The organism is bacterium (Candidatus Blackallbacteria) CG13_big_fil_rev_8_21_14_2_50_49_14 (assembly GCA_002783405.1).
In the GTDB taxonomy this organism is placed as follows: Bacteria; Cyanobacteriota; Sericytochromatia; order UBA7694; family UBA7694.
Window position 1 is genome coordinate 142,130 of sequence record PFGG01000075.1, and the last position, 15,423, is coordinate 157,552.

Genomic DNA, 15,423 nt, shown 5'->3' on the forward strand with positions numbered 1-15,423 from the left:
CTACCAGTCTTTTTGATCTGATTTTTTGGCATTCAAAAGTTTTTCAAGGTCTTCAAGCGGACGTGTCAGCAAATCCTCAGGCGTCAGCGCATTGTCTTGGGATTGAAAACGCTGAAAAAACTGTCTTGAGCGGTTCTCTTTTTCATTTTCCTCCATCGACTGCAGAAATTTTTGAACTTCCTGATCACTGAATTGATTTTGCGCCTGAGATCCTGATTGTCCTTGTTCTTGCGGTTTGGAGCTGCCTTGTCCTTTGGGCGGAGCAGAGGATTTGGGCTGGGGTTTTCCTGAAGACTTATTTTGCTGATTCTTGCCCTGCTGCTCTTGCTGAGGAGTTCCCTGATTCGCATTTTGTTCTTGCAAAGCCTGAAGCTGGGCCTGCACGAAATCCCGGTTCTCTTGTGCCTGACTGTCCTCAGGGTTGATGGCCAAAGCTTTTTGATAGGCCTCTAAGGCCTGCTGCCAATTCTGTTGGGGATCAGCCCCCTGATGCCCCTGGCGGTAATAGCTATTGCCCAGGTTATACCAGGTTTGCGCCAGCTCACGGGGATTGCCATCTAAACTCAAGGCCCGGCGATAGGCCTCACTGGCCTGATCATATTTTTTCTGCTGGTAAAGCGCATTGCCCTTATTATAATAAAGACGCGGTTCAGAAGGAGCCGCTTGAATCCCCTGTTCAAATGCCTGAAAACTTTGTTCGTATTTTTTTTCACGGTAGGCTTTTTGAGCTGCACGATCCGCCAGAAAGGGGGCCCAAGGCCAAATCCAAGCACTTTGCAAAAGAAAAAAGCAGCCAACAACCATTCCCTGCCGTAAAACACCCCTTAAAAGACGGGGAAAAATCCATCGCGAAGACATACGTTCAAACCACTCCACACTCAAAACTTTCAATCGCTCTATTATTTTCGCAAGCAGGAACTCCCACCCCCACAAAAGCAAAGCCAACCCCAAATACCATTGGAAGCGTTCCTCATAGCTGCGCAGTTCTGTTCCTGAACCCGTTCCAAGCGGCAACTCACGTCGCACCCTGTCCAATTCACGCAAAAGCCGCAAAGGTTGTTCCACATGCGCATAAGCCCCCCCGCCTGCGCTGGCCATGCTTTTCAGCACCCCCTCATTGAGACGGGTGACAACGGGTTCCCCCTGATATTGTTTATAACCGACCGAGCCCCAATTGTCATTGGCTTCAGGAATTCTCGCTCCGCCTGTGGTGCCCACCCCCACGGTAAAAATTCGCGTGCGGGCTGAACGCAATTTTTTAACGGCCTCAACGGCATTGCCCTCATGGTTTTCGCCATCACTGAAGATGATCAAGACTTTCCCACGCTCAGAGCTGCGCTCAAAGCGCTCTTTGGCAAGTTGGGTCAAGGCAGGAATATTGGTACCCCGTGAAGGCAACATGGCTGGGTCGATATCTGTTAAAAGCGTATCCAATGCTGCATAATCATTGGTAAAGGGCACCACTGAAAAAGCTTCTCCTGAAAAAACAGCCAGCCCCACCCGATCATTGCTTAAACGGCTCAAAACCTGACGAATCATCTGCTTGGCTGCTTCCAGGCGATTGGGATACAGATCGGCAGCCTTGCTACTGTCTGAAATATCCAGCGCCATGAGTAGATCAATTCCTTGATCCTGGCTTTCAGCCAAAACAGGTGGTCCTTGAGGACGGGCCAAAGCGATCACCAGACAGGCCAGAATCATCAAGTGCAAGCCCAAGGGTAAAAGATACTGTAAGCGCAGGGGTTGAAAGCCTTGTCTTGGCCAAAGATCCTTTGCCACCCAAGTTTCAAAAGCAGTGTGCTGCTGCTTGCGATAGCGAAAACCCATCCAAAAAAATAAAGGAAAGGCCAAAAACAAAACCAGCACGGCGGGATAAGCAAGCCGAAGAAAGCCCAGATGCAGACTGACCCATCCTGTCAGCACCAAAAGGGTAAAAACAAGGAAGTACCTTTGCACTAATCGCATCGCCACCTCTCCAGCCCTGGGGTACAATGAAGCACGATGTATCTTTCTAGCCGTTCAAATCCAAAAATTAAATATATACGTAGCTTACACCAAAAAAAGCATCGCGATCAGCAGAATGAGTTTCTGATTGAAGGTCAAAATCTGGTTGAAGAAGCGTTACAAAGCAACTGGCCGCTGGTTCAGGTGCTTTATCTATCTTCGGTTTCACGCCCCGAGGCAGCTGCTGGAGTTGAATGTCTGGAAGTTTCTGCAGAGGCCATGGCCTGGGCCAGCACGCTTGCTTCACCCCCTGATTATCTGGCGGTCGCAAAGCAACAGGCTATTCCCACGCCCCAACATTGCCACCCTTGTATTTTGGTGACTGCTCCCCTGCAAGACCCGGGCAATCTGGGAGCACTGCTGCGCTTGGCTGATGCCATGCATCTGACCGGCGTCTGGGTGGTGGGTTCTGGAGTTGACCCGTTTCACCCCAAGGTGATTCGGGGCGCCATGGGCTCAGCCCTGCGTGTGCCCATTCGGATCCTGGATTCCAGCAAAGAGCTGCTCCAATTGAAAGAACAGGGCTGGCAACTGCTCGCCACAGATGCGCATGGAAAAGCCTCAAGTTTTTCGCTTGCCTTTCCTGAAAAAACAGCTCTGCTCTTGGGCAGTGAAGGGCCTGGTCTGCCAACTGAACTGGCTGAACTTGCAGATCTGAGCGTGCGGATTCCGATCCACACCCAGGTTGAATCTCTGAACGTGGTGACTGCTGCCGCCATGTTACTGCATGAATATTGCCGTCAATACCCCTTGGAAACACAGCGATGAATACGCCCCACGATGATCCCCGTGAAATGAGTTTTATCGGGCATTTGTCCGAACTACGCAGGGCACTTGTCATTTCTGCCGTGGCAGTTCTTGTGGGGGCCATGGTTGGATTCTATTACCACAGTTGGTTTTTACAAACCCTGATGGGCCAGATCCCCGATGTGCGCTTCGTGATAGTTTCTCCTGCTGAAGGGCTCAGCGCCGTCTTGCGCCTCTCCATTCTGCTGGGACTTTTTCTGGCTCTGCCCGTTATTCTGCGCGAATTTTTCTGGTTTATTGGCCCCGCCTTTACACCCCGTCAACGTCTGCTGCTGATACCCGTTACCCTGGCGAGCTATGTGCTTTTTGTTTTAGGGGTTCTGTTCTCCTATGGCACACTCTTGCCTCTGGGGGTGCGTTTTCTGATTGGATTTACTCCCCCAGGCATTCAGCCCATGCTCTCGATTGGACGTTATATTGATTTCAGTACCACTCTACTATTTGGTACCGGCCTGCTCTTTCAGGTTCCTGTTCTGATGCTGGTTCTGGCTCTGCTGGGCGTCGTCAGACAAATTCAATTAAAAACGCGGCGTAAATATGTCTATTTTGGCAGTTTTGTCGTGGCAGCAGTGATTACACCCTCTGTCGATATTCTGACCCAGTCCCTGCTGGGGGGAACCCTGATTTTTCTGTTTGAATTGGGCTTGATTCTGATGGGCTTTGCCGAACGCTTACATGGAAAAACAGGCTCAAAAGAAGAGGCGTTCGAAGAAGAAGACGTCAAATAATTGGCTTCAATCGGCCAACATCTGAAAAATACCACTTTCCTGAGACAGATAGGATAACGAAAAAAAAGCAACATGTATTGGATTCCAATTATCCTGTTCTTTCACAAAACGCAGCATATAATTAAAATTTAAGCGAATACTGGGATTTAATTGCCAAGCAACCCCCACCACACTGCGGTTTTGATTCAGCCCCTCATTTAAATCAAAGAAAAACTCACTCGAAACAAAAGGCGTCCACACCCGATCCGGCGTATCAAAACTAAAGGCCAACCTGTTGCGATAGCGCCAACGCTGTTCCTGAGATCGGATTCTGTATTCAAGGCGTTGACGGTTGGCCCAGCTCAACCAGGGAAGCAAACGTCCTCTTAAGAGGGGTTCGAACTCCAAACGATGTTCTTCGACAAACTGATGCTCAGGCAAGCGCTGATTCGCAGCCTGGGTGAAATGGGTTGCCACACTGAAATTGGGAGTAACCTCCCAAATTGGCCCCAAACGCCACAGCAATTGGTGCATTTCAGGAAAAACAGGCCCCTCCTGTAACTCTGTATAGACACGAAAGCGATCGGGAATGAAATCATGCCAACCCAACTTCGCTTCTGGCTCAGAAGTCAGCGTCAATTGAAACTCACTGGCCAGCCAAATTTCAGATTTAAAAGTCTGTGCTTGAGCAGCTGAGCAGCCAAAACTGAAACTGAGACAGAGAAAAATCAGGTTGCAAATTGGGGAGGCCTTCAAAATTGAACGCTTCAGTGTTTCTGTACCAACCATTTTTGATAATTTTCATAGACAAAGGGTTGAACAGGCTTTTTAAAAATTTCAATCGGTGTGCCCACAGGGACATGGCTGAAAACCCATTTGGCACCCCCAATATTTAACCACTCCCCATCTTTCTGAACCCATTTATTGCTGAGTCTTAAACAGCCATGAGAGGCGGGCGTGCCCAATAAATAAAGATAGGATTCGCCAACCAGCCCATGGTTGCCATATTCAAAGCTGAAATTGGGCACAAGAATGGTGGTCCAAAAGGGCATGACCGATTCATAAAGCGTCGATTTCGGCGAGGCGATTTTGGGCCCCAGCTTAAAACGGCCTGTGGGTGTAATTTTACCAGGCGCCGCACTGGAGGTGAGTAAACGCTGAACAATTTCACCTTTATAGGTGATCAGATAATACTGACGCTGAGGGGCATCCGCAGACATAGAATGGTAAATATTCACCCAAACATGCCAATCCTGGGGATTTTTCTCAAAATCAGAGTCTGTTTCACGCGGAAAAACCGTCGCCGGAAAGGGTTTGCTGTAAACCCGCAGATTGCGGGGTGCAACTCCCGGATATTGAAGCTGCACGCGTAAATCCTTGCGACCAGGGGATTGAAAAATAAGCTCGGCTTGCGTCACACCACTGGCAGGGATTTTAAAGCGTATCTTTTGTTTAGACAAAGGCATTTGATTATAGCCAAGATCGGCATAGCTGATCTCTCCTTCAAGAGGAAAAGCAGAAGCTGGAAGAGAAGCTGCATTTTCAAGCGAAATACGCAAAGAACTGCGCACTCCTTCTGTAAAATCAGGCAATTCTACTTTTAAACTCAATTTCAAAGGCCCAGAGGTCGGGGTTGAACTGGGCAAGGGTGTAAAAACAGGAAAGGGCGTTGGACTGGGGCTTTGAATGGGTTTTGGGGTGGTAGAGGGAATAATTTCGGGGTAATCGCTTAAATCTGGAGAGGGAACAGGCTCATAGGGTTGAGCCCAAGCAGGAAGATAAAATGATGTTAAAAGTACGCTTGCTGTGATGGCAAGAAAAATTCGCATGTAAGGGTTCCAATCGTCAGGGATAAAGTGTGATTTTCTCTAGCTCAAGAGGTTATTCTTTTACCTTTCTCATGATGGTACAATGCGCAGGGGATGTCAATCAGATAGTCAGGCAATTCCCGGGAATTCTGACAAAATGGAGCAATTGATGGGGCACGGTCTGGATTTGGCCTTTAGCATGGTTTCACCCATGATTTTTGGTCTTTTTTTTGGATTGTATCTGGACAAAGTCCTGCATACCCAACCGCTCTTCATGCTGAGCCTTACCCTGTTGGGAATCGCAACAGGATTTTGGAGCATTTTGAAGCAAGCGTATGGAATTCGCCCCGCCTCTGAAGACACTGCAAAGATCGAAACTGAAAATAAAACGCCTCACGAAAACAAAGATCCTTAAAACTTGGGCTTGAATCATAAAACAGGGACAGACGGGGTAAAGATATGGCACGCGGAGATATAGATGAGCGCATTCTCAAACAGGCCTTAATTGAGCGTGGCCTGGTAGAAGCCTCAGCCCTTGAAAATCTGGTCAATGAGCAAAAAGAACGTTTTCAAACCGTCCAAAAAACCTTGCCTGGTTTTTCTTTTCTGATCAATCTCGATAAACATTCCCTCGAAATTCGGGACACCATTTCTGGAGAGCTGAAAAAATCACTGGTTCTCAACGCAAAGGCCGAAGCCTATGATCCAGATAACTGGGAAACCTGGGGCAGTTCCCCCCTGCTCGCCGACAAAACAGATGGCACCCTGACCACACGCCAGGAAAGGGGCCCGCTCAATATCTACGGTCTGATTACTTTTCCTGAAGGAAGCTATCTCTATAATAATGGCCGTCTGGATACCGAGTTTCTGGGGCTGAGTGACCATGCTTACTTTAATGGGCTTTACAAAGGAAAACCCACAACCGCGCCCTATGACCTCTTTCTTTCCCGCGATCATTCACAACTCTGTATCACGGATCGGGGTGCTGGCACCTTGCGGATTATTTCCACAACCGACTTCAGCGAAAAAGGCCCCTTTTCGATCCGCGAGCCGGGCAGCAACCTGAGCCTCAATCTTGCCCAGGATACCGCACACAAACGAATTTTTATTACCGACAATCAAACCTCTAACCTCTATATCCTTAACCAGGAGACGATGAGCATCGAAAGACAACGGGTCGGTTTAGGGGTTCTGGGCAATATTTTACTGACCCCCGACAGTCAGCACCTTTACCTGCTCACCCTAAAACCCAATCAAAATCTCGTCTATTTAAATACCCACAGTTTTTCCCAGGAAAAAACCGTGAAGTTAAAAGGGGATCTGTTTAAAGCCAATAGCAGTGACCCCGCCGATCTGATGGCCCTCTCCCCAGATTTAAAACAATTGCTGGTCATGAGCTATTTGAATGACCCCACCCCCTTCACACCGATTATCAGCGTGCTGGAAACCGACGGCGTAAAAACAGTCAGACGCTATTCAATCAAAGAAGAGGGCAAACCCAGTCAAATCGCCTTTGCGCATAAAAACCCATTTTTGGAACATGCCCGCCGTCTGGAGGACATGCTGGTCGATGCCCGTTTAATTGAACCGCGCGCGCTTTGGGAACTCAAACGGGAACTCAGAGAATTGGAAGGTCTTGAACCCGAAGAAGAAAATACAGGCAGTTCACGTGGCAAAGAGTCTGCTGAAGAACCTGAAGCAGCCGACAAAGAAGAAGTTCAGGAAACAGCCCCCGAAGAAACACCTGAAGAAAAAACAGACGAACCTGAATTTTTAGAAATAGAACAGCATATTATTGATATCGCCGTCCTGCGCAAAGATCAGCAGAACAAAGATGAACTCAATCTGACCCCCAACAAAGCCCCTAAAATTGATCTGCCTCGAGAAGCCCTCGATGAAATCATCGATATTATGGTGCAAACTTTTCAAAAACAGGTTGACGAAGAAATCAGCGACTACCCCGATGTCATGTCCCGCCTGCGCGAAGAAGCTGAAAAAGTACGGCAAGAACTGGAAAACTTTGATTCTGTGATTGTACAGGTCGCCGATCTGTTCGAAGGCAAGTCCTTGCGCACAATTATTCTGCGCGAAGCAATCGTGATGATGCTGGACCTGAAAGCATCGATCAAAGAAGCGGGTGTGCGCACCGTTCCCACCCATTGCCCCAATTGCCGTCAACCCCTCTTGGGCAGCTGGGATTGCGAAGCCTGTGGCTTTGAAATTGACAATGCTGAACGCTCTTTTAAACGCAGAACCGCCTCTGCCGAGGCCACTGCCAATTTGGCCCGCGGTCAGATCCTGGTTCCAGACCCTCTGGGTTTGCGAATTCTACAACTGAATCCGTTTAAATTTGTAAGCTGGAACCTCGACCCCGATCAACTCTCCTGTGATTACCCCGTAGACTGTCTGATGCTGCCCAACAATAACCTGCTGCTGGTGGATAAAGACGGGCATAAAATCATGGAGATCGGCAGCCGGGGCAAAATTTTCTGGACCTTTGATGCCCATGCCTCTGCCCGGCATCGTCTGAATGAGCCAGTTCGCATTACCTATCGTTTTGAAGATGACCATTCCTTACGCTACCTGATCGTAGACCAGGGCAATCACCGGGTTTTTGAAACCGATAAGAACCACGAAATTCATTGGGAATTCGGCGTTCAAGGCGAAGAAGGGGAGCATGGAAAATATCTCGATACGCCCAGCGATATTCAATATACCCATGACAATACCTACCTGATCGCAGATACTGGCAACCACCGCGTGATTGAAGTCAAAGGCAGCACGATTGAACGGGAATGGGGCGAAAATCTGGGGCTCAAATCGCCGACCTGTGCTCAACGCCTGCTCAACGACCACACCCTGATTCTCGATGCCGGCAACTACCGTTTACTTGAACTCGACAGCCAGGGCCAAATCCTACGCGAATCGACCTATTTTACCCGCGAAATTGACGAGGAATTCCGGGTGGTGCATCCGATTAAAATGATTCGCCTGCTCAATAAAGACATTTTGATCATGGACGAAGACAAGCTGATTCAGGTCATGCTCAATCACAACAAGCTGGTTTGGTACTCCAAACTGGATGATCTGGCTTTCCAACCCCAGGTACAGGAAGGCGAGGTGGTCATTGATGAGTTTGGCAATGAGCGGCGAATCTACAAAGTCATCGATCACGGTGAAATGAAACCCGTACGCCTATCGCAAAAAATCAATTTCAAACGCATGCAGAAACTGATTTCAGCACGGCTCTCCAGTGCTTTAAAACCCGGCGAAGAAGAAGATCCCGATAAAATGAGTTCAATGGCTGCCGATCGCCTGCGCAGCCTCTTGGCCAACCGCAAAGCCGAACAGGCCAAAGCGATGCAGGAACTCAATCTTGAAACCTTCCAGCCTTCGGCGATTTTTCAGAAACCTGATCTGGAACTTCCCAATATCCGCCGTTACTGTATTGATAAACACCACAATGCCTTGATTCGAATTAACCGCAAAGGCGAAGTCAAATGGCACTATGGCTTTGAGGTGGGGCAAACCCTCTCTCGCCCTTTTCATATTGCCGAAACCAAGCGAACACTCCTGGTCTCTGATACGGGCAATAACCGCGTGCTGGAAATCTCCAAGGCCGATAAGGAAGTGATCGCCGACTTCAAAGGGCCCGCCGACGCTCCACTTTCTGGCCCCCGCAGCGCCAACCGCACGGCGATGGGCAAAACACTGATCGCCGATCAGAAAAACAAACGGATCATTGAACTCGATGCCCGTGATCGCATCACCTGGGAATTCAGCAAAGCCAGCCATATCTCTTCTCCCCAATATGCTGAAGAAATTGAAAGTGGAGACGTGCTCTTTGCCGATTCTATGCTCAACAGTATTCGTCAGGTCGACCGGGAGGGCAATCTACGTTGGTCTTACGGCAGTCGCATCAAGGGAACGGGTCCGGGGCAGCTTTTCGCGCCTGAATTCGCAACCCGTTTGAGCAATGGCAATACCCTGATCGCAGATACCCGCAACAACCGGGTCGTAGAAGTGGAAATGAATGGTTCACTGGTTTGGTCCTATGAAGGACGTGGCCGGCAGAAAATCCTCAATCCCACCCGCTGTGAGCGCACAGAAGAAAACACGACCTTGATCATATTCAATAATAACCGTGAAGTGATCGAAGTCGATGCCAAAGGAGAAACGCTCTGGTATTTCCGCATGGGCAACGATGTGTTTCTCCCACCTGTACAGGGCATGGGCAGCAAGCAATTGGTTGAAAAACTCAGCACCTACTACAATCCGATTGAAAAACGCCTGATTCGCATGGCCGAGAAAGACGGCATGAAAGGGGTCGAAGTGCATGTCGCCATGCTCGACAATGTTCAGATGAAATCGGTGCGCGCCTCCTTGGTGCTGATGGCCCTTGAAAACTCTGGCACCGTGATCAAAACCTTTCCCACCCCCGAAGAAATTCTGGCCGATAAATTTGGGAAATTTATGATCGTGGCCTTTATTCTAAACCCCGGAATCAGCCTTGAAACACTTGAAGCCGACGTATTCACCATTGCGGAGATAGAATCGGTCAAAGTGGAAGCGATCCATTTTGAAGATGCTTCCGCTCCAGGAGCCGGTAAATAAAATGCAAACCCTTGATTTAATCGTGATCGTGCTCTATTTTGCAGGAGTGGCTGCGATTGGCTATTTTTCAAGCCGCAAAAGCCTGACGGATAGCAAATCCTATTTCCTCGGCGGGAGTGGGGTGGGTTGGATGGCAATTGGCGCCAGCCTCTTTGCCAGCAATATTTCTGCCGAACATTTTATTGGCTTGGCGGGCAGTGGTGCAGCGGGAGGTCTGGCCGTAGGCCAATTTGAATGGTTGGCTTGCTTAATCCTGATTCTGCTGGGCTGGCTTTTTGTGCCCTTTTATTTGCGCACAGGCGTGTTTACCATGCCTGAATTCTTGGAATTGCGTTTCAATCGCCAGTGCCGAACCTATCTCTCTGCGATTTCTTTAATCGCCTATGTCTTTACCAAAGTCAGTGTCGCCGTTTACGCAGGCGCTTTGGTGCTTAAAACCATTTTGGGCTGGGATATCTGGCTGGGAGCAATTGTTTTAATCGTAGCCACGGGTGCCTATACGGTTTTTGGCGGACTTCGGGCGGTGATCTATACCGATTTTTTTCAGGCTTTTGTTTTGATTGGCGGGGGGCTGTTTTTAACGGTGGCGGCCATCAGCCAGGTCGGCGGACCTTCGGTTCTGTTTCAGAAATTGCCCCTGGGTTTCTTTAATCTTTGGAAAGGGGTTTCACACCCCGACTTTCCCTGGACCGGCATCCTTTTTGGGGCACCTATTTTGGGAATTTGGTATTGGTGCACCGATCAGATGATCGTACAACGCACCCTGGCGGCCAAAAATATTTCAGAAGCGCAAAAAGCGACACTTACGGCAGGTTTTCTCAAGCTTTTACCTGTTTTTATCCTGGTTTTACCAGGTATGGCCGGGCATGTGCTTTACCCCCAGGTCAAACCCGATGAAATTTACGTCACGCTCGTTCACAATCTCTTGCCGACAGGCATCAAAGGTCTGGTCGTGGCGGGTCTGTTGGCGGCTTTGATGAGCTCACTCTCAAGTGTGTTTAACAGCAGCTCGACCCTGGTGGTCATGGATTTTTACCACCATTGGCGCCCCCAGGCCAGCGAAAAAGAACTGGTAAGAGCAGGTCAGGCCTCAACCCTGGTTCTGGTCGGAGTCGGCCTGCTCTGGTTGCCACTGATTGGTCTGATGAGCAATCAACTCTATCTCTACCTTCAATCTGTTCAGGCCTATATCTCCCCCCCGATCGCAGCAGTTTTTCTGGCCGGACTGCTCTGGAAACGTGCCAATGGCCAAGGCGCCTTTGCCGCACTTTTAACCGGTTTTGTTTTGGGCAGCCTGCGCTTTGTGGCCGAAATTTTACTCAAACTTCAGAAAATAAGCCCAGAAAGCTTTTTAGGGGCGTATGCCAGCATCAATTTTTTACATTTTGCCATTCTGCTTTTTGTGGTCGCAGGCAGCGTGCTGGCACTGGTCAGCCTGCTTACCCTTCCACCAACAGCCAGTCAACTGCAAATTTTCGCCTCCACAGAGGGCCCCACAGAAACAAACAAAAAGGCCCCCAACGCTGCCGCCCTCTTTTTAATTCTGATTGTTTTGGCAATGTGGTTTCTACTCAGTCCTTTGATGGGTTTTAAGGGCTAAGAGCAGGCCCACAGAAAGCACACTGTATGCTGGAAATGTGATGATTAATTCCTTATAACAAGCGGAAGCCTGTTACTATAGAAACAGTTACCTCTCACATCAACCCGCCACAAGGTTGCCATGTCTCAACCCAGACCGTTTCGTAAAACACTTTTAGAAGAAACCCTGCTGATCTCGGATCTCTTCAAATGGACCCTTTATGCCACCCTCACAGGCAGCGTGATCGGTACGGGTGTATCCTGGTTCCTCAAACTGCTACACTGGTCAGAAGGAATGAACCACGGTCAACTCTGGCTGCTTCCCATCGGCTTATTCGTAAGCAGCCTTTTGGTCTATTATCTCGCACCCGATGCCGAAGGGCATGGTACCGAAAAAGTCATTGAAGCGATTCACAAGCATGAGGGAAATATTCGTCTGCGGGTCATTCCTGTCAAACTTTTGGCCACCTTGGTCACCCTGGGTGTGGGCGGTTCCATCGGCAAAGAAGGCCCCAGCGCACAGATTGGTGCAGGTTTAGCCTCAGCTCTGGCCAAGCTTTTCAGTTTCAGCATCAGCCCCCGCGACCGCAAACGTTTAGTGGTTTGCGGGATCAGCGCGGGGTTTGCAACGGTTTTTGGAACCCCTGTAGCAGGTGCGCTGTTTGCGATTGAAGTGCTTTTCCTGGGCCGGATTGTCTATGAAATTCTCTATCCTTCTTTTGTGGCCAGTATTACTGCCTTTTATTTGGGACAACTCTGGGGAAACCATTATCTGCACTTTGATCCGGGTCTCCTGCCCAAACTGAATGAATGGCACGTTTTACAAACCTGTCTGTTTGGCTTGCTCTGTGGGTTGGTGGCTTTGTTCTTTATAGAAACCCTCAAAACAGTTGAGCATCTCTTTCATTCGCTTAAAATCTGGAAACCCGCCAAGGGTCTGATTGGGGGGGGGATACTGGCCCTTCTGGCCTGGAGTATTTCACCCCTTTACCTGGGCTTGGGCATGAAACCGATTGCGGATGCACTGCAAGGCAGCCCCATGCCCTGGGATGCCGTCTTCTGGAAAACCATCGCGACCTCTCTGACCCTGGCCACAGGCGGCAGTGGCGGCGTGATTACCCCGCTCTTTTTTCTGGGAACCTCGCTGGGGAATACCTTCGCACAGTGGTTCGCGCCTGAGCATTTGGCCTTCTTCTCGGCGGTGGGCATGGTGGCCGTCCTGGCTGGTGCCACCAATACCCCCTTGGCCTGCTCTGTACTGGCCATGGAACTCTTTGGTTCTGCCATTGGCCCCTATGCCGCAGCTGCCTGTATTGCCAGTTTTGTCATTGCAGGTTATCGCAGTGTTTACCCTTCTCAGGTTTTAGCGATCGAAAAAAGCAGCTATCTGCGCACCACCCAAGGTAAAACCCTGGCAGAATCCTCTATTGCCATGGATGTTGAAAGTGGTAAAATTCCTGCGTTGATTCAAACCTTGGGGCATAACAGCCGCCATGCCTTTTTCAGGCATCAGTTTTCGCAAACCATGCCCTTACACCCCTCTGACGCGGAGCCCCCTTTTTCAGAAAGGAAATAAGCATGATTCTTTACAGTGTAACCGTTTCTTTGCCAGAAACCCTCGCCGCAGAATGGCTGCAATGGCAAAAAGAAATCCATATTCCTGAAGTACTCGCCACCGGTTATTTTAAACACCATCAAATGCAAAAATTATTAGAGCCTGTGATTGAGGCTGGTTTTGTGACCTATAATATTTTATATACAACCGATTCGCTTGAAAAACTGAACAATTACCGCATGCATGAGGCGCCAAGATTACAAGCCCAGCATCTTGAGCGCTTTGGCGAGGATGTTTTTGCTGTGCGTTCCGTTATGGAAATTTGTTGAGCTATACTGAAGCAAACCATCTGAAAGAGGTAAGCCTGTGGCGAATATCGTGCTCTTGGATGCCCAACTCAAAGAGAAAACCTGGCAGATCGAAGACGGCTCACTTCAGATAGCCAAGGTTATTCCCCCTTTTAATGACCCTGTTCCTCTCGGTTATGATCGCGAAGTCGCTGCACGTGAGGGGTATCGGGTCAAGTGCAAAATTTTCTTCAGCAAAAATCCAGAAGAAAACCATGAACTGAGCTTTATTTATCTGGGCCAGCAAAAAAGAATTTTCAATCTCTCGATCCCAGCCAAACACCGGGTAGAGGACTTAACACCTTTACTCCAGCAGATTCAAGCCCAGCTCCTGGCTGAAAATTCTAGCGGCTCTTGAGCGCCTCAATCATTTTGCGGGCATGGTTGACAGACAGATGCGTATGGGCCTGATTCAGGGCCTGCGGAGTGAGTTTCTCGTAATCCCCTGTTGAAGCCACGCGCCAGGTGCCATCTTGGCTTTGATGCATCAGCACAAAATAAAGGGCCTGCGCCTCAGGTCGGGTCACGCGCACCAAAACCCAAGGTTTGCTGACCACCAATTCTTCGGCATAACAGACAGGTTTTCGATCCCCGCCACAGATCTTGGCTTCTGCCAAGGCCTTGATTTTTTCACGGGGTTTATCCAATGCCTTGTCCAGGCGGTTCTGCAAATTACGAATATCGCGGGTCTGCGCAAAAGCGCCCAAGCTCAGATTCAAACCCGACACAATCAATAGGGTGGCAAGCAAGGCCTGTTTCATGGGAAGCATCCTCTCAGGTAGGTGTGGGCTTATTCTAGCAGAAGCAGGCTTTCGTTCTCAAGTTTCAGTATTCAACCGATTTCCCTTTTTCAGCACGAAGATCTCTGGCCAATCCAATAGAGAGAAGACGGGCATGCTAGAATGAGGTGGCTTTCTCTCTCGACAATCAGCCGAGCCAAAGCATTCAGAGAAAGAGCAACTATCAAGCGAGGATCTTTTTTTATGAGTCGCAAATCCGTAAAAGTAGCCATTACTGGTGCCGCAGGCCAGATTGGCTACGCCCTTCTGTTTCGTTTAGCCTCTGGTGAAGTTTTTGGTCACGAAGTCGATGTGCATCTGCAACTGCTCGAACTGACCCAAGCCCTGCCCGCCCTGGAAGGGGTCAAAATGGAGCTGGATGACTGCGCTTTCCCAAACCTGGCCTCTATCACCTGCACCGATGATATGCGCGTGGCCTTCAAAGACGCTGACTGGGCATTGCTGGTGGGTTCTGTGCCCCGCAAAGCCGGTATGGAACGCAAAGACCTGCTGAATATCAATGGCGGGATCTTTACCAAACAGGGCCTGGCCTTAGACGAAGTCGCCAGCCCAGACTGCAAGGTACTGGTGGTAGGCAACCCCTGCAATACCAATGCCTTGATCGCCAAAAGCGTCTGCAAACGCTTACCCGCCCAAAATTTCTTTGCCATGACCATGCTCGATCAAAACCGAGCCTATTCACAAATTGCAGAAAAAGCAGGCGTTCACAGCACCGCCGTGAAAAACGTCGCGATCTGGGGCAACCACTCAGCCACCCAATACCCCAATTTCTTTGATGCCACAGTGAATGGAAAACCCGTACCTGAAGTCATCAGCGACCACGAATGGCTGAAAGGCGAATTCCTGAGCACCGTACAACAACGGGGAGCCGCGATTATCAAAGCCCGTGGTGCCTCTTCTGCAGCTTCTGCAGCCAATGCGGCCCTCGACACCGTTAAAAACCTGATCAAACCCACCCCTGCTGGAGAATTTTTCTCTGTGGCTGTCAGCTCTGATGGCAGCTATGGTGTGCCCGAAGGTTTGATGTTCAGTTTCCCAATCCGCACCGATGGCCACAACTGGGAAATCGTTCAGGGCATTGAACTGAATGATTTCTCACGCGAAAAAATTGGCGCCACCCAACAGGAATTACTGGAAGAACAAGAAGCTGTCAGCGAATTACTCGGCGGCTAAATAGCTTTCAAACAGATCAAAAGCGGCAGA

Annotated in this window: 13 protein-coding genes; 9 read left to right on the forward strand and 4 right to left on the reverse strand. The window is 49.4% G+C overall.

Annotated elements, in window-relative coordinates; all coding sequences use genetic code 11:
- Window positions 1-1,965, reverse strand: coding sequence for a hypothetical protein (locus COW20_22010; protein PIW45033.1), 1,965 nt, complete (start codon window positions 1,963-1,965; stop codon window positions 1-3).
- A 36-nt stretch (window positions 1,966-2,001) separates the two neighbouring features.
- On the opposite strand from COW20_22010, the gene COW20_22015 reads away from it, so the two are divergent.
- Window positions 2,002-2,772 carry an rRNA methyltransferase gene (locus COW20_22015; GenBank protein ID PIW45034.1) on the forward strand — a complete coding sequence of 257 codons (771 nt, stop codon included), beginning with the start codon at window positions 2,002-2,004 and terminating at the stop codon, window positions 2,770-2,772.
- Window positions 2,769-3,539: a twin-arginine translocase subunit TatC gene (gene tatC, locus COW20_22020; GenBank protein ID PIW45035.1), complete on the forward strand. Its 771-nt coding sequence runs from the start codon at window positions 2,769-2,771 to the stop codon at window positions 3,537-3,539. Before COW20_22015 ends, tatC begins: the two co-directional genes overlap by 4 nt.
- A 6-nt stretch (window positions 3,540-3,545) precedes the next feature.
- Here the strand turns inward: tatC and COW20_22025 are convergent, their stop codons facing one another.
- On the reverse strand, window positions 3,546-4,307 hold the full coding sequence (locus COW20_22025; protein PIW45036.1) for a hypothetical protein: 762 nt from the start codon (window positions 4,305-4,307) through the stop codon (window positions 3,546-3,548).
- Complete coding sequence (locus tag COW20_22030) at window positions 4,286-5,347, reverse strand: hypothetical protein (protein ID PIW45037.1); 1,062 nt, start codon at window positions 5,345-5,347, stop codon at window positions 4,286-4,288. Before COW20_22030 ends, COW20_22025 begins: the two co-directional genes overlap by 22 nt.
- 82 nt (window positions 5,348-5,429) lie before the next feature.
- Here COW20_22030 and COW20_22035 point away from each other — a divergent pair, with 82 nt between their 5' ends.
- From COW20_22035 to COW20_22060, 6 genes are all read left to right on the forward strand, one after another.
- Complete coding sequence (locus tag COW20_22035) at window positions 5,430-5,741, forward strand: hypothetical protein (GenBank protein ID PIW45038.1); 312 nt, start codon at window positions 5,430-5,432, stop codon at window positions 5,739-5,741.
- 44 nt (window positions 5,742-5,785) lie between these two features.
- Window positions 5,786-9,940, forward strand: coding sequence for a hypothetical protein (locus tag COW20_22040; GenBank protein PIW45039.1), 4,155 nt, complete (start codon window positions 5,786-5,788; stop codon window positions 9,938-9,940).
- A 1-nt stretch (window position 9,941) separates the two neighbouring features.
- Window positions 9,942-11,540, forward strand: coding sequence for a sodium transporter (locus tag COW20_22045; GenBank protein PIW45040.1), 1,599 nt, complete (start codon window positions 9,942-9,944; stop codon window positions 11,538-11,540).
- Window positions 11,541-11,660: 120 nt separating this feature from the next.
- Window positions 11,661-13,094 (forward strand): voltage-gated chloride channel, encoded by a 1,434-nt coding sequence (locus COW20_22050; protein ID PIW45041.1) that lies wholly within the window; start codon window positions 11,661-11,663, stop codon window positions 13,092-13,094.
- A gap of 2 nt (window positions 13,095-13,096) precedes the next feature.
- Window positions 13,097-13,402 (forward strand): DUF4286 domain-containing protein, encoded by a 306-nt coding sequence (locus COW20_22055; GenBank protein ID PIW45042.1) that lies wholly within the window; start codon window positions 13,097-13,099, stop codon window positions 13,400-13,402.
- Window positions 13,403-13,439: 37 nt separating this feature from the next.
- Window positions 13,440-13,778: a hypothetical protein gene (locus COW20_22060; GenBank protein ID PIW45043.1), complete on the forward strand. Its 339-nt coding sequence runs from the start codon at window positions 13,440-13,442 to the stop codon at window positions 13,776-13,778.
- Here the strand turns inward: COW20_22060 and COW20_22065 are convergent.
- Window positions 13,765-14,181 carry a hypothetical protein gene (locus COW20_22065; GenBank protein PIW45044.1) on the reverse strand — a complete coding sequence of 139 codons (417 nt, stop codon included), beginning with the start codon at window positions 14,179-14,181 and terminating at the stop codon, window positions 13,765-13,767. The genes COW20_22060 and COW20_22065 overlap by 14 nt on opposite strands.
- Window positions 14,182-14,403: 222 nt before the next feature.
- Here COW20_22065 and COW20_22070 point away from each other — a divergent pair, with 222 nt between their 5' ends.
- On the forward strand, window positions 14,404-15,393 hold the full coding sequence (locus tag COW20_22070; protein PIW45045.1) for a malate dehydrogenase: 990 nt from the start codon (window positions 14,404-14,406) through the stop codon (window positions 15,391-15,393).
- Window positions 15,394-15,423: the final 30 nt, after the last annotated feature.